The sequence below is a fragment of the Nocardia sp. NPDC057663 genome (assembly GCF_042799895.1).
Lineage (GTDB): Bacteria > Actinomycetota > Actinomycetes > Mycobacteriales > Mycobacteriaceae > Nocardia.
This window is the reverse complement of record NZ_JBHVHX010000004.1, coordinates 62106-81152: the sequence shown is the minus strand read 5'-3', so window position 1 is coordinate 81152 and position 19047 is coordinate 62106. Positions and strand designations below refer to the sequence as shown.

Annotated in this window: 17 protein-coding genes; 10 read left to right on the top strand and 7 right to left on the bottom strand. The window is 69.2% G+C overall.

Features of this window, described 5'->3' with window-relative positions; genetic code table 11:
* Window positions 1-3: 3 nt before the first annotated feature.
* Window positions 4-606, bottom strand: a complete 603-nt coding sequence (locus ACFVAV_RS11595) for a TetR family transcriptional regulator (protein ID WP_379033810.1) — start codon at window positions 604-606, stop codon at window positions 4-6.
* 141 nt (window positions 607-747) lie between these two features.
* On the opposite strand from ACFVAV_RS11595, the gene ACFVAV_RS11590 reads away from it, so the two are divergent.
* From ACFVAV_RS11590 to ACFVAV_RS11575, 4 genes are read left to right on the top strand one after another with little or no spacing between them, the layout of a single operon-like run.
* Window positions 748-1974: an alkane 1-monooxygenase gene (locus ACFVAV_RS11590; protein WP_379033808.1), complete on the top strand. Its 1227-nt coding sequence runs from the start codon at window positions 748-750 to the stop codon at window positions 1972-1974.
* Entirely contained in the window at window positions 1974-2150 is a 177-nt protein-coding gene (locus ACFVAV_RS11585) for a rubredoxin (protein ID WP_379033806.1), read from the top strand. Before ACFVAV_RS11590 ends, ACFVAV_RS11585 begins: the two co-directional genes overlap by 1 nt.
* The gene (locus tag ACFVAV_RS11580; RefSeq protein WP_379033803.1) at window positions 2147-2329 is read left to right on the top strand and encodes a rubredoxin; all 183 of its coding nucleotides are present in this window, start codon (window positions 2147-2149) and stop codon (window positions 2327-2329) included. Before ACFVAV_RS11585 ends, ACFVAV_RS11580 begins: the two co-directional genes overlap by 4 nt.
* Window positions 2326-3519 carry an NAD(P)/FAD-dependent oxidoreductase gene (locus ACFVAV_RS11575; protein WP_379033800.1) on the top strand — a complete coding sequence of 398 codons (1194 nt, stop codon included), beginning with the start codon at window positions 2326-2328 and terminating at the stop codon, window positions 3517-3519. Before ACFVAV_RS11580 ends, ACFVAV_RS11575 begins: the two co-directional genes overlap by 4 nt.
* A gap of 161 nt (window positions 3520-3680) precedes the next feature.
* On the opposite strand, the gene ACFVAV_RS11570 is transcribed toward ACFVAV_RS11575, so the two are convergent.
* The 5 genes from ACFVAV_RS11570 to ACFVAV_RS11550 all read right to left on the bottom strand — a co-directional run bounded on the left by ACFVAV_RS11570 (window position 3681) and on the right by ACFVAV_RS11550 (window position 10788).
* Window positions 3681-5711, bottom strand: a complete 2031-nt coding sequence (locus tag ACFVAV_RS11570) for an SDR family oxidoreductase (protein WP_379033797.1) — start codon at window positions 5709-5711, stop codon at window positions 3681-3683.
* Window positions 5712-5958: 247 nt separating this feature from the next.
* A complete protein-coding gene (locus tag ACFVAV_RS11565; protein ID WP_379033794.1) occupies window positions 5959-7062 on the bottom strand; it encodes a glycosyltransferase in 1104 nt (367 codons plus the stop codon).
* Entirely contained in the window at window positions 7059-8390 is a 1332-nt protein-coding gene (locus ACFVAV_RS11560; protein ID WP_379033791.1) for a glutamate-1-semialdehyde 2,1-aminomutase, read from the bottom strand. The genes ACFVAV_RS11565 and ACFVAV_RS11560 overlap by 4 nt, the downstream gene beginning before the upstream one ends.
* A complete protein-coding gene (locus ACFVAV_RS11555) occupies window positions 8390-9673 on the bottom strand; it encodes a GNAT family N-acetyltransferase (protein WP_379033788.1) in 1284 nt (427 codons plus the stop codon). The genes ACFVAV_RS11560 and ACFVAV_RS11555 overlap by 1 nt, the downstream gene beginning before the upstream one ends.
* 17 nt (window positions 9674-9690) lie before the next feature.
* Window positions 9691-10788: a hypothetical protein gene (locus ACFVAV_RS11550; RefSeq protein ID WP_379033785.1), complete on the bottom strand. Its 1098-nt coding sequence runs from the start codon at window positions 10786-10788 to the stop codon at window positions 9691-9693.
* 225 nt (window positions 10789-11013) lie between these two features.
* On the opposite strand from ACFVAV_RS11550, the gene ACFVAV_RS11545 reads away from it, so the two are divergent.
* From ACFVAV_RS11545 to ACFVAV_RS11520, 6 genes are all read left to right on the top strand, one after another.
* Window positions 11014-11844: a glycosyltransferase gene (locus ACFVAV_RS11545; protein ID WP_379033782.1), complete on the top strand. Its 831-nt coding sequence runs from the start codon at window positions 11014-11016 to the stop codon at window positions 11842-11844.
* 5 nt (window positions 11845-11849) lie between these two features.
* The gene (locus ACFVAV_RS11540; protein WP_379033779.1) at window positions 11850-13217 is read left to right on the top strand and encodes an O-antigen ligase family protein; all 1368 of its coding nucleotides are present in this window, start codon (window positions 11850-11852) and stop codon (window positions 13215-13217) included.
* A 125-nt stretch (window positions 13218-13342) separates the two neighbouring features.
* Window positions 13343-14275: a glycosyltransferase family 4 protein gene (locus tag ACFVAV_RS11535; RefSeq protein ID WP_379034537.1), complete on the top strand. Its 933-nt coding sequence runs from the start codon at window positions 13343-13345 to the stop codon at window positions 14273-14275.
* Window positions 14272-15879 (top strand): oligosaccharide flippase family protein, encoded by a 1608-nt coding sequence (locus ACFVAV_RS11530; protein WP_379033776.1) that lies wholly within the window; start codon window positions 14272-14274, stop codon window positions 15877-15879. The genes ACFVAV_RS11535 and ACFVAV_RS11530 overlap by 4 nt, the downstream gene beginning before the upstream one ends.
* Window positions 15785-16855: a beta-xylosidase gene (locus ACFVAV_RS11525; protein ID WP_379034579.1), complete on the top strand. Its 1071-nt coding sequence runs from the start codon at window positions 15785-15787 to the stop codon at window positions 16853-16855. The genes ACFVAV_RS11530 and ACFVAV_RS11525 overlap by 95 nt, the downstream gene beginning before the upstream one ends.
* Window positions 16842-17957, top strand: a complete 1116-nt coding sequence (locus ACFVAV_RS11520) for a glycosyltransferase family 4 protein (RefSeq protein ID WP_379033773.1) — start codon at window positions 16842-16844, stop codon at window positions 17955-17957. The genes ACFVAV_RS11525 and ACFVAV_RS11520 overlap by 14 nt, the downstream gene beginning before the upstream one ends.
* On the opposite strand, the gene ACFVAV_RS11515 is transcribed toward ACFVAV_RS11520, so the two are convergent.
* The gene (locus ACFVAV_RS11515) at window positions 17872-19044 is read right to left on the bottom strand and encodes a class I SAM-dependent methyltransferase (RefSeq protein WP_379033770.1); all 1173 of its coding nucleotides are present in this window, start codon (window positions 19042-19044) and stop codon (window positions 17872-17874) included. The genes ACFVAV_RS11520 and ACFVAV_RS11515 overlap by 86 nt on opposite strands.
* Window positions 19045-19047 lie beyond the last annotated feature (3 nt).

Here is a 19047-nt window from a genome sequence, read left to right as displayed (position 1 = left end):
TCGTCAGGCGGCGGGCAGTACGCCGGTCAGGACGCGCCCGATCTGCGCCACCGCGCGGTCGACGCTGCCGGTCGGCTGGAAGAGATGGCTCAGGGTCAGCCGGACCATGATCTCGACGACCGAGGTGAGTTCCTCGTCGGACAATTCCGCGAGCAGGTGGAGCTCGCGCACAGTGCCGGTCAGCGCGGCGACCGCGCGGCCGAGAACCGGTTCCGGTTCGCTCATCAGGGCGGGCAGCAGGGCGGTGTCGCCCTCGCCGCGGGCCGCGAGCACAGCCTTGATCAGGGTGTTGTCGCCCGCGTTGCGCAGGGCGTAGTCCGCGGCGGCGGTCATGCCCGCGATCATGTCCGCCGGATGCTCGGCCAGCATCTCGGCGATCCCGGCCAGGTAGACGCCGAGCTCACGCTCGATCAGCGCGTCCGCGAGCGCCTGCTTGGTGCCGATCTCCTTGTAGAGCACGGGCCTGCTGATGCCGACCTCCTTGGCCACGCGCGACATGTTGACCGCGCCCCACCCCTCGGTGACGACCATCGTGCGGGCGGCATCGAGCATGCGGTCGCGCAACAGCTGACGCATCTCGGCTTGGAAGTTCGGCGATTCGACCACCCGACCATCGTACATGTGCTATCGATTCTGCTTCATCATTGACATTCTCTCAAATAGTGTATTCACTGAGAACACATCGCGCTATGTTGTAAACGAACACGGCAATATCCGAGCTTGTGTCTCGGCGATCAGGAGAACGACATGACGACATCTCGCATCGACGACCACGAAGGGTCGGCGGCAGTACTGCACTGGCGCGATCCCAAGCGCTACCTGTGGCTGTTCGGCCTGGTCGCGCCCAGTTCCGCACTGCTGGCCTCGGCCTTCGTGTGGGCCTTCAATCAGCTGGGTTGGGAGTCGGTCGCGCCGGTCTGGTGGTGGCTTGGGCCGCTGCTGGTGTACGTGTTCCTGCCTATCCTGGATCGCTTCTTCGGTCCCGACGGCAAGAACCCGCCGGAGGAGGTGATGGAGCTGCTCGAGAACGACCGGTACTACCGGTACTGCACCTACGCCTACATCCCGCTGCAGCTGGTGAGCCTGGTCTTCGCCTGCTACCTGTGGTCGGCCGACAACCTGTCCTGGCTCGGCATCGACGGTGGCCTCGGCGTGGTCTCGAAGATCGGCCTGGCCTTCACCATCGGCGCCATGGGCGGCATCGGCATCAACACCGCGCACGAACTCGGTCACAAGAAGGACGAGCTGGAGCGCTGGCTGTCGAAGATCACCCTCGCCCAGACCGGCTACGGCCACTTCTACATCGAGCACAACCGCGGCCACCACGTGCGGGTGTCCACCCCGGAGGATCCGGCCAGCGCCCGGTTCGGTGAGTCCTTCTGGACGTTCCTGCCGCGCAGTGTGTGGGGCAGCCTGGTCTCGGCGTGGGAGCTCGAGCGCACCCGCCTCGAGCGACTCGGCAAGGGGCCGTTCACGATTCACAACGACGTGCTCAACGCCTGGCTGATGACGGTGGTGCTGTGGGCGGTGCTGGTCGCGGTGTTCGGCCCGGTGATCCTGCCGTTCCTGCTGATCCAGGCGGTGTACGGGTTCTCGCTGCTGGAGACGGTGAACTACCTCGAGCATTACGGTCTGCTCCGGCAGAAGACCGCCTCGGGTCGCTACGAGCGCTGCACCCCCGAGCACAGCTGGAACTCCGACCACATCGTCACCAATATCTTCCTCTACCACTTGCAGCGGCACAGCGATCACCACGCCAACCCGACCCGCCGCTACCAGACGCTGCGGCACATGGATGGCGCGCCGGAACTGCCCAGCGGCTACGCCAGCCTGATCGGCCTGGCCTACCTGACCCCGCTGTGGCGCAAGGTGATGGACCCGCGCGTGCTCGCGCACTACGACGGCGACATCACCCGCGTGAACGTCCAGCCCGCCAAGCGGGACAAGGTCCTGGCGAAGTACGGAGCGCGCTGATGGCTGCCTACCTCTGTCCCGTGTGCGACTACCGCTACGACGAGCGAATCGGCGCTCCCCGTGAGGGTTTCCCCGCCGGTACCGCATGGTCGGCGATTCCCGACGACTGGTGCTGCCCGGACTGCGGAGTCCGCGAGAAGCTCGATTTCCAGCTGAACGAGGAGGTGTCGCGATGACCGACTACAAACTGTTCCGCTGCGTGCAGTGCGGATTCGAATACGACGAGGCACTGGGCTGGCCCGAGGACGGCATCGAACCGGGCACCCGCTGGGACGACATCCCCGACGACTGGTCGTGCCCGGACTGCGGCGCCGCCAAGGCCGACTTCGAGATGCTCGAGGTGAGTCGCGGATGAGCGCCAGGATCGTCATCGTCGGCACCGGTGTCGCCGGCGCCACCGCGGCCCAGACGCTGCGGCGCGAGGGCTATGCCGGCGAGATCGTCCTCGTCGGCGCCGAACCGGACCTGCCGTACCGCCGGCCCGCGGTGTCCAAGGAACTCCTGTCCGGCACCGGGTCGTTCGATCGCGCGGTGCTCAAGCCGGTGAAGTTCTGGACCGACAACCGGATCGACCTGCGCCCGGCCTTCGGCGTGGAATCCGTCGACACCGAGCGTGCGACAGTGCGATTGGGTACCGGTGAGGTGCTCGGCTACGACAGCCTGCTGCTCGCCACCGGTGCCCGGGCCCGATCGATCGACACCGCGTCGACCCGGGTGCACACGCTGCGCAACCGTGCCGACATCAGCGCACTCCGGACCGCCGTCATCGAGGGTGGCTCGCTGCTGATCGTCGGCGGTGGGCTGATCGGCTGCGAGGTCGCGGCCACCGCGCGCGGGCTCGGCGCGCAGGTGACGCTGCTCAACGCCGGTCCGGCGCTGCTGGATCGGGTGGTGCCCGCAGCGGTGTCGGAGCTGGTACACCGCATCCACGTGAAGCACGGTGTGGTGGTCGAGAACGATGCCGCGACGACACAACTCGTCGACACCAGCGACGGCGTCACCGCCACCACCGCCGACGGACGCACCTGGTCGGCGGCCGCCGCGCTGGTCGCCATCGGGTCGGTCCCCGAGACCGCGCTGGCCGAGGCCGCCGGAATCGCGGTGAACGACGGCATCATCGTCGACCAGCACTACCGCACCTCGGCGCCCGGCGTCTTCGCCGCGGGCGATGCCACCACCGGATTCCATCCGCTCCGTGGCGAATTCGAACGCGGACAGCACTGGAACTCCGCCATGACCGCCGGCGCCGCGGCCGCCATGTCCATCCTCGGCCACCCGGCCGTGGTCGCGGAGGTTCCCTGGGGCTGGACCGATCAGCACGGTGTCTCGATGCAGTTCGCCGGCTGGATGCACCCGCACGACGAACTGGTCGTCGACGGTGACCTCGATGCCGAGGACTTCCTGGCCGTGGCGCTGCGCGACGGCCGCCCGGTCGGGGCCGTCGCCATGGGCAGACCGCGTGAGCTCCGCGCGACCCGCCCCCTCATCGCCGCGGGTGAACGATGGCAGTTCGGAACGCCACCGACCCCGGTCGCCGTCAGCTGACACCGCGGTACAGACCAGACGCCCTCTTCGCTATGGGATGTCCGCAGGGGGGACATTCGCGGGGAGGGCGCTGGTCACCGTCTTCTTCACATACCGGCGGTGACGAACAGGGCCGGTCACGACAGCGTCGTGACCGGCCCCTCGGTCCTGGCGACCGACGACTACCAGTGCACGCCGGGCAGCATCCGGCTCATGCGGGCAGCCGGGCCCGGCATCACCATCAGCGGGGTGAGAACCGGAGCCAGCACGGTGAGTGCGTTGCGGCTCGGCTCGGCGGGCTCGGTCGACGCGGGCTCGGCGGCCGCCGGCGCCGGAACCGACTTGCCCTGCGCCGCCGTCGATTCACCGAACAGCCGGTAGCCGGTGTGCATGATCGTGCGCTTGAGCGACGGCAGGAACATCTCGACGGCCTGGGAGAAGGTGCCGACGGGAGTGTCGATGCGGTCGGGCCGCTCCAGGAGCGCGCGGACCACGATGTCGGCGGCACGCTCGGGGTCGGGCAGCGGCAGGGCGCGGTAGAGATCGGTGGGCGCGATCATCGGGGTGCGCACCAGCGGCATCCGGATGGAGGTGAAAGTGACACCGGCGCCGCGGTTTTCGACCGCGGCGATATCACTGAAGTTGTCCAGTGCCGACTTGCTGGCGGCATAGGCGGCGAACCGGGGCACCTTGGTCTGGACCGCGATCGAGGAGATATTGACGATGTGGCCGAAATGCCGCTCACGCATCGACGGCAGCAGCGCCAGGATCAGCCGCACGGCGCCGAAGTAGTTGACCGCCATGGTGCGCTCGAAATCGTGCATGCGGTCGACGGAGTTGGCGACCGACCGGCGAATCGACCGGCCCGCATTGTTGATCAGGTAATCGACGTGGCCGTGCTCGGTCAGCAGCTGTTCCACCAGGGCGTCCACCGCCGTCGCGTCGGTGATGTCGCACGGGTAGGCGAACGCGGTGCCACCCTCGGCGCGCACGGATTCCGCTGCGGCGGTGAGGTCTTCGACGCCACGAGCCACCATGAGCACGGTCGCGCCACGCCGGGCGACGGTATGGGCGGTGGCCAGGCCGATCCCCGAGGACGCACCGGTGATGAGCACGATCCGGCCCGAGAGCCGGTCGGCGTCGGCGGCGGGACGGCCACGGTGCGGGTCGAGGTTGGCGCGCCAGAAGTCCCACAGCCGCTGGGCGTAGGTGTCGAACGCGGGCACGGTCAGCCCAGGCAGCTGTGCCTGGGTGGAATCGGCGACGAACTCGGCGGTGAAACCGACATGCGGGGCGACAGCCGCCGGGATGCCCGCCTGCTCGAACAGGAAGTCGCGCACCGCGTGCGCGCCGGGGACATGGCCGAGGCCGTTGAGCGCGCGGGCGCTACCCGGCACCGTGCCGATGCCCGTGGGCCCGCCCGCCGCGGTCGCGAGGGCACGATAGATGTCGCCGAACGGCTGCGGCTCCGGGTTGACCAGGTGGAATGTGCGCCCGTCCAGCCCGTCCCGGCGCACCAGCCGCACCATCGCCTCGGCGACATAGTCGACCGGCACCACATTGGTCGCGCCCAGATCGGGCAGTGGCAACGGCAGCTCGGCAGGCAGCGCCGACAGTGCGGCGATCGCCTGGAAGAAGTAGTAGGGGCCGTCGATCTTGTCCATCTCGCCGGTGCGCGAATCGCCGACCACGATGGCCGGGCGATACACCCGCCAGCGCACGTCGGTCGCCTCGCGGACCAGCTTCTCGGCGGCGAACTTGGTGCGGTGATACGGCGAGGTCAGGTTCTGTCCGAGGTCGAAATCCTCCTCGAAGAACTTGCCACGATGATCACCCGCCACCGCCACCGAGGACACGTGGTGCAGCACGGCATCGAGCCTGCGTGCCAGCTCGATCACCGAGCGGGTGCCCGCGACATTGGCCGCGTGTGCGGTCTCCTCGTCGGCGGTCATGTCGTAGACGGCGCCCAGGTGCAGCACGTGGTCTGCGCGCGGCGGCTCGTCACCCAGGCCGAGACCGTCGGCGGTCAGATCGCCGACCAGTGCGAACACCCGATCACCGTCGGGATGCTGTGCGTTCAGCGCGGTGAACTTCGCCAGCGACTCGGCGCGCACGAGCACGTGCACGATCGCGGCGGGGTCGGCTGCGAGCAGCCCCCGCACCACTCGCCGACCCAGAAATCCGGTACCGCCTGTCACGATGTAGGAAACCATCGCCCCTCCTGAAAATTTTCGAAACACGGTGTCGTGCAACAGTGATCCGGCATGCGGCGGTGGATGCGGGCATCAGAGAAACCGGGCACATCGTCGTCCCGGTTGGTCCTAACCGTACTCGTCAGTAACCTAGCGGGGCAAGCTCGTGGCGCCCGGTCGCCCTGTGGGAATGGTCACCTGTCGTCGCAGGTCAAACGGTGTGTGTGACAGTTAATTTCAGTAACTGAGAGTTTCGGACAACTTGCCGCTATCGGTCCGCGAGCACGTCGGTGACGACGGCGGCCATCCTGGCGCGGAACACCTCGGGGGCGAAGGTGCCCGCGTGTTCGCGGATCTTCGCCGGATCGTAGGTCGCCGAACGGAATTCACCCATCGCCGCGGCCAGCGCCGTCACGACGTCGGCATCGGAACCGGCGGGCACGTACTCGCCGGTGACCCCGGGGCGGACCGTGTCGAGCGCGCCACCGGCGCCGACGGCCAGCACGGGCGCGCCGCACGCCATCGCCTCGACGGGGACGATGCCGAAATCCTCGATGCCGGGCATGAGCAGCGCCTGGCAGCGCCGGTACATGTCCTGCAGTTGCTCGGCGGAGGTGGCGCCGAGGAAGGTCGTCTCCGGGCCCGCGATCGCCTCGAGCTGCGCGCGGAAGCGTCCCTCCCCGAGGACGACCAGGCGAACACCCGCGCGCTGTGCCGCGCGAATCGCCAGGTCGGCGCGCTTGTAGGGCACCAGCCTGCCCGCGCAGAGGAAGAAGTCCTCGCGCGCCACGCTCGGATCAGGGGTGAACCGGGCGACCTGCACCGGCGGGTTGACCACCGAGGCGGGCAGGCCCCACCAGTCGGTGACGCGCTGGGCCACCGCGTGGGAGTTGGCCACCACGTGTGTCAGCCGTGGCGCGGCCCGCCGTTCACTGCGCCGGGCCAGGACCCCCAGCGCGCCGAGCGCGAGCTGACCCACACGGCCGCCCGCCTCCTGCAGGCGGAATTCGCGATCCCAGGCCCACCGGGCCGGGCTGTGCACATAGGCTACGACCGGTGCGTCGGTGGCCAGCGCGGCCTGGGTGGCGAAAGCGTGATGACTGACCACGACGACATCGAAGTCGCGCAACGGCGTGCGCCGCAGCGCGCGCGGCACCAGCGGCAGCAGCGGCGCGTGCCTGCCGCCGGTGATGGTGTGTGCCCGGCTGAGCCAGCTGTCGTGGACGGTGCGGACCGGCTCGCGAAGCCCGCCCGGCGCGACGATCGGCGCGAAAACCTCGGCGTCGGGCCAGGTTTCGACGAACTCGCCGACCACCGCCTCGGATCCGCCGAATTCGGTGAAACGTTCGTGCACGATGGCGACACGGGTCATCGGTAGTTGCTCGCTTCGATCTGTCGGGGCGCCGCGGTGCGACGCAGAGCGGGGGCGACGGGGCGGCCGCGCAGCAGCCCGTCGACGGTGCCGCGCTCGATCGCGTGGCGATACACCGGGGCCGCTGCCGCGCACGCGGCGATCGTGGCGGCGATCGCGTCGGCGTCGTGGGCGGCCGAGGTGACGAACGACTGGCCGAGCACACCACGCTCGAGCAGTTCCTGGAGAAATAGTGTCCGAAACGCTTGCGACGGTGCGCCTTCGGCGTCCAGCGTGCGGAAGATCAGGCACGACGGCCTGCCGCGCACCTGGAGATACCCGGCGATGCCGAGAGCGTCGGCGACGGAATTCACCCCGTCTGCGAGTTCCCGGCCCGCCTGCTCCATCCGGGTGATCGGGTCCTCGGTGCGGTAGGCGTGCACGACGGCGCGGAACGCGGCCAGCGACGCGGTCTCGGGTCCGTGCGTGGTGGACAGCAGGAAGACCCGGTCGTGTTCGGTGCGCAGGCCGCCACGTTCCATGAATTCGCGTTTGCCCGCGAGCGCGGAAATCGGGAAACCGTTGCCCATCGCCTTGCCCCAGCACGACAGGTCCGGTGTCACCCCGTAGACCGCCTGCGCACCACCGGCCGCCCAGCGGAAGCCGGTGATCATCTCGTCGAACACCAGCAGCGTGCCATGCCGATCACACAGGGCGCGAACACCTTCCAGGTATCCGGGCAGTGGCTCGGCCATGGCTGTGGCGGCCTCGAGGAAGACAGCGGCAACGGTGTCGCCCGCGAGTGTCGCCGCGAGCGCGTCGAGATCGTTGTAGGCGAACTTCACGGTGTCGACGGTGGGGATCCCGCCCGCCATGTCGGTGGTGCCGATGAACCAGTCGTCGACGGAGAAGAACGGTTGGTCGCAGACGGCGATCGTGGTCCGGCCGGTCACGGCTCTGGCCAGGCGCACCGCCGCGCTGGTGGCGTCGGAGCCGTTCTTCGCGAATTTCACCATGTCGGCACCCGGCACGAGATCCAGGAAGTCCTGCGCGGCGAGTAGTTCGAGTTCGGTCGGTCGCGAGAAACTCAGGCCGTCGGCGGCGGCGAGGGTCGCTGCCCGCAGCACCGGTTCGTAGCCGTGGCCCAGGGTGACCGAGCGCAGCCCCATCCCGTACTCGACGAATTCGTTGCCGTCGACATCCCAGACGCGAGCGCCCTTGCCGCGCACCAGGATCGGTGCCATCTGCTCGGGGTACTGGTCGGCGCCACGGGCATAGGTGTGCGCGCCGCCGGGAACAAGGTCGTGCAGGCGAGCCTGGATCGCGGCACTGCGTTCGAAACTGCGCATCAGGTGAGCCCCCACAAACCGTGGTCGGTGTGCCGCCCGGTGGGGCCACGATGGTCGGTCAGGACACCTTCGTGCACGAAGCCGGCGGCGGCTACCACAGCGGAGGTGACGGTGTCGTCGAGCGGAATCTCGGCCGCTATCCGCCGCAGCCCGAGCTCGGTGAACCCGTACTCGGTGACCGCGCGCAGCGCCGCGGCCCAGAGTTCGGTATCGGCGAGATCGGGGTCGGCCCAGGTGAACAGGCTGGTGGCCTGACCCGGCAGCAGCGAGTCGTACAGTCGGAATTCGCCTGCGTAGCAATTGTTCACATGCAGCACCAGGTGCAGTCCCACCGGTGACCGGAGGCCGAATCGGGTGTACCACAGTGCGCGGTACCACCCGGCCCGACGGTGCCTGCGTTCCCATTCGGCAGACCCGACCGCCACCGTGATCCGGGTGCGGTGGGCTGTCGCGGCACGTCGCCAGGCCGATCGATCCGTGCGGACAAGGGTGCGCACCACGGCATTCGGGTGATCGGCGACCACCAGGGACACGGGTTCGGCGGGCACGTAGCGTCGCAGATGCTCGCGGGTTGTCCAAGCGACCAGCCTGGCGGCGGCGAGCGCGACTACTGCGGGCGACACACCGCCAGACCTGGAACCGGCTGGGACCAGGTCTGATGCGGCCGGGATGAGGGCGGGGAGGTCTCGCACTGCGAGGTCGGCCGGGGTGATCGCCGACAAGGTGTGATCCCGGGGCGCCCCACCGGCGTCGTAGGCCAGTGCCATGGTGGCTTGGTGGCGGTAGCCGAGGCCGCGCACACAACGAAGGGCGGGTCGGTTGTCCGGTGAGACCGGTGCCAGCACCCGGGTGACACCACGGGTGCTGAACATGTAGTCGAGCAGCAGCACGCCCACCTGTGCCATGACCCCGCGGCCTGCCCACCGCGCGTCGATCCAGCCACCTGATTCCGCGGTCGCCGAGGCCGCGTCGATGATGAAGTACTCCACCTGCCCTACGAACCAGCCGTCGACCTCGATGACCCCGGCGTACCGGTGCCCGGCCCGCATATCGGACCAGGCGACCAGACATTCCCGGGCCCAGTGCCGGGGCGTGTGCCGCTGCTCCCAGCTCAGTGGTGAAGTGCCCCAATACGGTTCGATGAATGCGCGGTCACGCAGCCGGATCTCGCGCCACTGCGCGAAGTCGGCCAGACGCGGCGGCCGCAGGCGAACGATGCTGTCGCCGTAGCGAACAGGGCCCAAGGTCAGGCGCGACATGTCGCCCGGTGCGGGGGATGTCATGCGCGACAACGCCATGTCTAGACGTCGCGCGATCCGGTGGTCTTCGGCACCGGGGCGGCACGGACCGGCCATTGCCGGGGCAGCACCGTGGTCTCGGGGTCGTACGCCGTCGGCGTCGAGGTCCTGGTGTCACGCTTCGGGGCCGGGGCCTGGGCCTGGGCCTGGGCCTGGGCCGGTGCCGGGGCCTGGGCCGGTGCCGGGGCGCGCTCGGCGGGACCGGGTGTCGGCTCGGGTGCCGCGGTGGGAACAGGGGCGGCTGTGGCGATCGCGGTCTCGGCTTTCCTGCCGCGCCACAACCCACCGGTTCGACCGCTGAGCCCACCGGTTCGGCCGCCGGCTCCACCGGTGCGGCGGCTGAGCGCACCGCGCGCCAGCACCACCGCCTCGGCGACGATGATCAGCGTGGCCAGCCCCGCGAACAGGCCTTCCTGGACCGGGTGCGGAGCGACCAGCTCCGAGGTCGGATTGGCGATCACGGTCAGGCGCGGCATGCCGAGAACCTGGCGGAACTCCATCTCGCGCGCCACATCCCGGGCATCGAAACTGAGTTCCGGGCGCAGCGGATCCTCGGCCAGCCGTTTGGTGAAGGTGTCCTCGACGGCCCGCCGATGCACCTCGAGATCGGCGGCCGAACGGGCGATGGCCTCGGTGCGCATCTGGGACGCGACACTGTCGAGCGACTGCTGCACCGCGAGCACCAGCTTTTCGGCCTGCTCGGGCGACCTGGCTTGGGCCTTGATGATGAGCAGCGACGGTGCGGGCCCGGTCATCGCCGACACCCTCGGCCGCAGGTCGTTCTCCGAGGGCGCCAGCCCGTTCTTCACCACATCCGAGAGCACCCGGCTCTCGGTGACCAGCACGATGTAGGGCTGGGTCAGCTCGTTGAACACCGCGCCGATGGATTGCTGGGAGATCTGCGCGGTGAGGCTCGCCTCGTAGGTTCGGGGGCTGCCGTCGCGGACCAGCCACACCACACCGCCGACGAGGGCTGCGACCACCAGGGCGATCGGCAGGGCGCGAACCAGTTGGCGCAGATGGTCGGCGATGTTCACCCCGGACATCGCCGGACGCCCCGGGGCCGCGTCGCCCGTGGCCGCCGGGTCGGTCTCGCTCACGCTTCCCCCACCTCTCGCCGATCTTGCTTCCACGATGTTAGCTGGGGTTCCGCTGCGCCGCTAACTCGGTGGCACGTGGCGGGCATCACGAGTACCCGGACCACGCGTTCGGTAAACGATCTGCACCGATGTCGATGTGAATCTCGGTTGCTAGGCGGGTACTGTGCACGAAACGGGCACGCGTCGCGCGGCGTCAGGCCCGATGAGTGTCGTGGAGGATGTGCGGTGGTGGGGGTACCGGTGTCGGTGTGCGTCCCGGCATTCAACGCGGCACGCACGATTGTCGAGACCATCGAGTCGATCCGCGCGCAGGATTTCGCGGACTTCGAGATCGTCGTGCTCGACAATGCCAGCACCGACGGCACCGGTGACCTGGTGCGGTCCATCGACGACGAGCGAATCCGGTTGTGCACCAACGACACCGTACTGCCGATGGTCGACAACTGGAATCGGGTGATGAGCCAGGCCCGCGGCGATCTGGTCAAACTCGTCTGTGCCGACGACCTGATCACCCCGGATTGCCTGTCGGCGCAGGTCGATTCGCTGCGCGATCCCGAGGTCGCCGTTGCCGGTGCCAAGTTCGACGTCATCGACGACGAGGGCGCGGTGCTCGCCCGGGCCCGGGGGCTGGGGAATCTGGTCGGGCGGTGTTCGTCGCGTACGGCGCTGGGCGCGTTCGTGCGCAAGCTGCCCGACGACCTGTGCCCGACCGCCGCGTTCCTGTTCCGGCGCCACGAATTCGAGGCGACCGGGGGATTTCGCACCGACTTCTTCTATGCGATGGACATCGATCTCGTCGCGCGATTGTGTGCGCGCGGCAGGTTCTACGGTCACAACCGGGTGCTGGCGATCAACCGGGCTTCGGTGTTCAACCATTCCTCCACGACGTCGACCCTCAGCAAATTCTCCGACGTGCTGCGGTTCAACCACCATGCGCGGCGCGAATACCGCGACCTGGTCGGTCCGGTCGACGTACTGGCCGGCGACGGCAAGGTGCTGCGCCAGGCGCTGGTGCGCCTCGGTGCGCGGACCAAGCGCCTGGCCGGGCGGGGCTGAGTTCCATGGGCTCGCTGCTGTACCTGGCCGCCCTCCCGGGGGTCTGGGTGTTCCTGCGCTGGATCCGGTTCCGGCCGCAGCGTGGCGTGCTGCTGGTCGCCGCTCTGGTCCCGTTCAACGGTCTGCTCGAGATCGCGCCGGGCTGGATGCAGGTCAACGGCTGGAAGGAGGCGCTGCTCGGACTCACCCTGCTGGTGGCCGTTTTCGTGCCGCACCGGCAGACCGATCCGCGTCCGGTGGTGCCGTGGTGGTCTTTCGGCGCCGCACTGTGCGTTTTCGGGGTGGTGTCGGCGTTCGTCACGGCCGGGACGCTCGGACTGTTCGCCATCAAGATCACGTTCTTCTACTTCATCGTGGTCCCGCTGATCCTGTATCTGCGCCCGTTCACCGCGCGCGACCGCGACCTGCTGGTGACGATCATGATGGTGGAGTCGGTGGCGATCGCGCTGTTCGGCCTGGCCCAGCAGGTGATCGGCGGCGCGGGCCTGGCGCAGATGGGCTACAAGTACAACGAGACGATCCGCTTCGCCGGCGGCCTGCTGCGTTCGTTCAGCACCTTCAACCAGCCGTTTCCGTATGCGTTCTACCTGGTGATGGTCTTGCTCGTCGGCGGGTCGGTCGCACTCGCGAATCCCAAACGACCGCGCAATCGGCTGTTCCTGATGACGACGCCGATTCTGGTCCTCGGTGCGGCGGCGAGTGTGGTGCGTGCCGCGCTGGCCGGGCTGCTGGTCGGTGCCCTGCTGCTGGCGGTGGTGCGCTACCGGCGCCAGTTGATGCCGGTGATCGTCGGCTCGGTGGCGGTGGTCGCGATCGGGGGGATCGCGGTGTCGTCGCAGGCCAGCAGTTCGCTGTTCTCCTCGTCGAGCCTGGCCGATCGGGGGACCGGCTGGAACACCGTCATGCGGACCGTCGGCAGTCACCCCTTCGGCGACGGACTCGGCTCGACCGGCGCCGCGGCGGCGCGGCTGCTCGTCGAGGAACTCGGTCCGATGGCCGGGGACTTGCCGTACGCCACCGGCGAGGTCCAAATCTATGGTCGCCCTTATCAACCCGACAACTACTACGTGAAGTTGCTCATCGAATTGGGGCCGATCGGGGTGTGGCTGTTCTCGGCCATCCTGGTGGTGATCTACCTGATGGCGCTGCGCTCGGCCCGCACGATGCGCGGGCCCGATTCGGCCCTGGCGCTGGGTGTCGCGGCGGCCGTGCTGGCCAGCGCGGTGGCGGCGGTGGCGTCGAGCTACTTCGAGATCTTCCCGAGTGATTTCTATTTCTGGTTGCTGGCAGCGGTCGTCGGCTGTGCCGTCACGCAGCAGCAGTCCCCGTCCCCGTCCGCCGAGCGCAGCTCTGTCCCCGAGCAGGTAACGTGAACAGTGAAAGTGCCAGCCCCACAGTGTGTTTCGGCGCACTTGCTTTGCGCCCGAACGGGGCGGGAGTGGCTACCTATCAGCGGGAGCTGCTGGGGCGGATGACCGGGCTGATGTCGGGGACCGCGATGTCGGCGCTGGTGCAGGCCGACGCCGCGCCCACGCTGCCGTCGGGCATCGCGGCGCTGTCGCGGCCGGTCGCGGCGGGCGCTCGCCGGGCCTGGCACGGTATCGCGCCGCTGCGCGGCGTGGATGTCTTCCACGGTCTCGATGTCGATATTCCCTTGTCCGGGCCGGGCGCAACGGTCAGTACGGTGCACGACCTGTCGGTCTTCGATGTGCCGTGGGCGTTCAGCCGGTATCGGGCACGCGGTGAGCAACTGCTGGTGCGGATGTCGTTGACCCGGGCCGACCTGCTCATCGCCGTCTCGGAATTCACCGCGCAGCGGATCGCGGATCGCTTCGGCCGCGATGCGGTGGTGGTGCCGCTGGCTCCCGCCGAATGGGCGCGGGTGCCCGACGAGGCAGCCGTGGCGCGGGTGCGCGCCCGGTATCAGCTGCCGCAGCGGTTCGTGCTGCAGGTCGGCACTGTCGAACCACGCAAACAAGTCGCGATGCTGGCCGAGGTGGCACGCGACCTCGACGTTCCGCTCGTGCTGGCCGGCGCCGGATCCGATGGTCCGCAGGCACCCAGCGGCGCGATCGGGCTCGGCTACGTCGACCTGGCGGATCTGCCCGCGTTGTACGCGGCCGCCACCGTGGTCGCCTACTGCTCGCAGTACGAAGGCTTCGGGCTGCCGCCGGTCGAGGCGATGGCCTGCGGTGGCGCGGTCGTCGCGAGCGCGGTCGGTGCGCTGCCCCAGGTCTGCGATGACGGTGCGGTACTGGTGGACACCGCGACCACCGAATCTTGGGTGCGTGCCATCCGCCCCCTGCTGCACGACGACGCCGCCAACCGGGAGTTGCGTGCGCGCGGGCTCGCCGCGATGTCCGAACTGAGCTGGCAGGCGACGGCCGAGGCGACGGTCGCCGCCTATCGTGCGGCCGGGCTGCTGTCGTGACGGACGAGGCCGTCTCCGCGCCACCCCGGCCCAGCGGTGGCCCCACCGAGAACCGGTCCCGCGCGCAGTCGGGTCGTGCCGCGGCCAACAACACCGCGGCGATGCTGGCCGCCCGGATCTTCGCCGCCGTGCTCGGCCTGCTCGGCACCACGCTCATCGCCCGCATGCTCCCGGCGGTCGAATGGGGTTATTTCTCTTTCGTTTTCGGGTTGCTCGGCATGCTCGCGATCATCACCGACCTCGGAGTCGGGCGTGCGGTCATCGGCAAACTCGTGCACGGTGACCCCGCCGAGGCCGCCGAGATCGCCACCTCGTTCATCGTGTTGCGCACGGTGCTCGGCCTGGTCGGTTACGGGCTGGCCATCGGGTATGTGCTCGTATCACGTTGTCCGGCACCGGTGGTCGCGGCCACCGCGCTCGCCGGACTGGTGGTGGTGATCGCCACCCCGAGCCATGCCTTGACCATCCTGTTCCAGTCCACGATGCGGCTCACCCTGGTCGCCGCGGCCGAGTCCCTGGCCCGCTGCGTGCAGCTGGCTTTGACCGTGGCGGCGGTGCTGTGGGCGCCGACCCTGCTCCTCGTGGTGGTGCCCGCCATCGCCTACGAGGTCGTCGCCGTGACGGTGAAGATCATCGCGGTGGCGCGCGGGCTCGGCGGGCCCATCCCGGCCCGGCGCATCGAGCTGAGCTGGTGGAGCCCAATGCTGCGGGAGGCGCTGCCGCTGAGTATCGGGCTGGCGCTGATCATCATGCTCCAGAAGGTCGGGCTGCTGCTGCTCGGTCATGTCGACAGCTTCGAGTCCGTGGGCCTTTTCGCCGTCGGCATGAAGTTCTCGGACCTGCTCGATACCGCGGCGGTGGCGGTGGTCGGACCGCTGACAACCCTGCTGATCGCCTTGTGGCCGGATGATCCGGTGCGGTTCCGGCGCTTCTTCCGCCAGGCCAACGCGGCCTTGATCGTGCTCGGGCTGACCGCGCTGGTGGCCTTCTGGCCGGTCGCGGGTCAGGTGGTCGGGCTGCTGTTCGGCACGAATTTCGTTGCCGCGGCCGATGCCAGCCGCATTCAGGTCGTCGGCGGGCTGCTCGGTGCCCTGGCACACCTGGGCTTGGTGGCATTGATGGCTACCGGCCGCAACAACCTGATCCCCTGGATCGCGGCGGCGGCGTTGGGTGTGAACCTCGCCTTGGCGTGGCCGTTGATCTCGCGGATGTCCTACGAGGGCGCCGTCATCGCGGGCCTGGCGGCACAGGTGGTGCTGCTGGCCGCCGTCTGGCTGGGCGTGCTGGCGACCGTGCGGATGCGCCGACTGCTGCCGGTGACGACGCTGCTCGCGGTTACCGGTGTGGCCGTCGCGGTGATCGCCGCCGCGACAGCGATTGCGCACCGGTGGGCCCCGCCGTGGATTCTCACCTCGGCCGTGGCCTGCCTGATATACCTTCTCATCGCCGGAAGCATCATGCGAAGGACCGAGGGATTGACGATACGAAGCTTGCGAGGGCCGAAGACTGATGACACTGTGGCGGATCGCTCGGGCGGGGCTGACCGCGGTGGTCGTCCTGGCGACAGTGCTCGGTTGCGCCCCGGAGCCGACCGCGAGCACTGACACCGTGATCCGATCAGGTCTGGGAATCTCCGGCGGCCACTCCTGGCTCCAGCTCAGCGCCGAGGAACTGGATCGGCAGATGGGTCTGGTCGCCGCGACCGGCGCCACCTGGGTCCGCATCGATATCGACTGGTCGGTGATCGAACCCGTTCGCGGAAAACAGGATTGGTCGGCGACCGACCGCGCGGTACGGGCGGCACGGGCGCACGATCTGTCGGTGCTGGCGATCCTCACCTACGCACCGGCCTGGGCAGGCCCCCACGGTGGTGTGGGCGGCAGCAAAGCCGCGCCGCAGCCGGTGTTGTTCGGCCGGTTCGTCGGTGACGCCGTCGAGCACTACAAGAACCAGATCGCGCACTGGGAGATCTGGAACGAACCCAACGTCACGGCCTTCTTCGCGCCGCGCCCCGATGTCGCCACCTACGCCCATCTGCTGCGCCAGGCCGCCCAAGCCGTGCGCGCGCGCCAGCCGCACGGTCAGATCCTCGTCGGCGGGTTGGCGCCCGCGGCCGACAACGGGCAGGACATCTCGCCGACCTCGTTCGTCGAGGACCTCTACGAACTCGGCGCCGACGCCGACTTCGACGCGATCGCCGTGCACCCGTACTCCTATCCCGAGCTGCCGGACTCGCAGAGCTGGTACAACGCATTCGGGAACCTGATGCGGATCCGGCGAATCATGGACTCCCACCACGACACCACCATGCAGCTGTGGCCCACCGAGTTCGGGGCGCCGACAGGAACCGGTGCGCGGGCTGTCAGCGAGGACGTGCAGGCCCGGATCATCGATCAGGGACTCGGTCTGGTCACCGCGATCCACGATGTCGGACCGGTTTTCGTCTACTCCCTGGTCGATGCCGGGCCAGACAGCAACGACCTCGAACAGAACTTCGGCATGCTGCGACGTGACTACACCGAAAAGCCGGCCGTGACCGTGCTGCGCACCCATGCGGAGGTGCTGCGTGCCGGGAGATGACGGGGTACGGGAGTTGGTGTTCGTCGCTCACACCGCGCAGGCGTCCGGCGCCGAGAAGGTCATGCTCGATGTCGTCGAGGCGGCCGTGGCGCGCGGCTACCGGGTGCGGGTGGCGTGCCCGACGGGCCCGCTCAGCGCCCGGCTGCCCGCCTCGGTCGGCCACCTCCCGATTCGGGAACTCGGGTTGACCGGTCAGCAGGGTGCGGCGCGCATCCGGGCCGCGCTGGTCATGCTGTGGCGGTGGATTCAGGCCGCGATCGTGCTGCGGAAGGTGGCGCGCGGCGGCCGGGTGGAGCTGGTGGTCAACTCGACCATGGCCCTGCCCGCGGTGGCACTGTCATTGCCGCGCCGCCGGTCGACGGTCTGGCTGGTGCACGACATTCTGGCCAGCCGAAGGCAATTCGTGGTCGCCAGGATGGGGCGTCGGGCCGTCGGCCGGGCCGTCGCGGTCTCCGAGCGTGCGGCCGCGCCGGTGCGGGCGCTGGGATTCGACGTGGATGTCGCGTGGCTGGGGGTGAAGTGGCCGGTCGAGGCCGCCCCGATCGTGGAGCGCAGGCCGCCGGTCATCGGTATTCTCGGCGTGATCACCGCCTGGAAAGGCCATCACGTACTGCTGGCCGCCGCCGCCGAACTGCCCGAGGTCAGTATCGAGATCGCGGGTACCGCCCTGCCGGGTGACGAACCGTATCTGGCCGAATTGCGAGAGCGGGCGGCCTGCCCCGATCTGGCGGGCCGGGTTCGCTTCCTCGGGCACGTCGACCCGCTGGTGACCGTGCGCGGATGGGATGTGCTGGTGTCGGCGAGTGTGCTACCCGAAGCGGGTCCGCTGGTGGTGCTCGAGGCGATGAGCCTGGGTGTTCCCGTCGTGGCCACCGACCACGGCGGCAATGTCACCGACGATGTCGCGCTGTGCGTGGACCCCGATGATCCGGTCGCGCTGGGCGAGGCGTTGCGCCGGCTCGGGCACGACCCGCTGCTGCGGGCGCGGCTCCGTGAAGCAGGCCGTGCGCATATCGCTACCCGTCACGACCGGTCCCGCACTCTGCCCCGCATGGTCGATGTGCTGCTCGGCGAGAATCAGCGGGAGAAGGTCTTGCCGTAGGTGACGTCGGCCCGGTCGGGTTGTCGACGAACCAGCGGCCCTCGAGCTCGGGGAGCCGGGTGCGCACTTCGGTGAGCAGATCGGGCAGGGTCAGCAGGACGGCACCGGGGTCGGCGGCGACGAGTTCGGCGGGGGAGACGATGGGCACATCGGTGCCCGGCATCCGGCAGCCCTGTTTGGCAGCGGAAGCGTCGGCGACACCGGCGAGCAGGCCGCGTCGCGCGCCCGCCATGGACAGCAGGGCGACGGCGCGGGACGCGGCGCCATAGGCGTACACCCGAGTACCTTGTGCGGCAGCGGTCTCCAGCCACTCGTGCAATGAGTGAACGTGCTGGTCGACGACCTGCTGCAGGGCCGGAGCCGACCCCGCGAGCACCCGAGCTTCGGCCGCCAGCACCCGTTCGACAGCCGGATCGGGGGCGTGCTCACCGTGGCGGGCGGCCAGGAGCACAGTGCCGCCGTAGAGCTCGAACTCCCACGCGGTCACCACACTCATCCCCGCCGCGCGCAGCAGGATTCGCAGCGTCGACAGGGAGTAGTACGCGAAATGCCCGTGCCGCAACGCATTCCACTGTCCCTGCCCGACGATGGCGGCCAGCGAGTGGTACTGCACCAGGAGAACACCGTCCGGGGCCGTCGCCGCGGCGCGCGCGGCGAACGCGGCCCGCTGATCGGGCTCGTGCATGATGCCGAAACAATCGAGAACCACCTCCGCCGCACCCTCGGTCTGCTCGGTGAAGCCGTGCTCGGTGAGCAAGGGGAGCCAGGTGCCGCCGTGCGGGCTGCCGAACTCGGTCACCGTCGAACCGTGTAGCAGACCGGCCGCGTGCACCAGCCGCACGGCCGCCGCCGCCTGATCGCGCAGCGCCTGCGGTTCGATGCCACGCGGTTCGGCGGTGACAGTGTCGTCGTCGGCCAGCTGAGCCAGCCCACACGCCACGCATTGATCCATCCGCAGCGGATGGCCGGTCTCCGCCGGATCGACAGGGCTGTCGTGCGGTGGGAAATGATCGGCCGCGGGGACCGTGCCCAGGTCGAGAACGGTGGTGAGCTCGGAATTTCCGCAGCCGCGGCACCGGCGAATCATGGC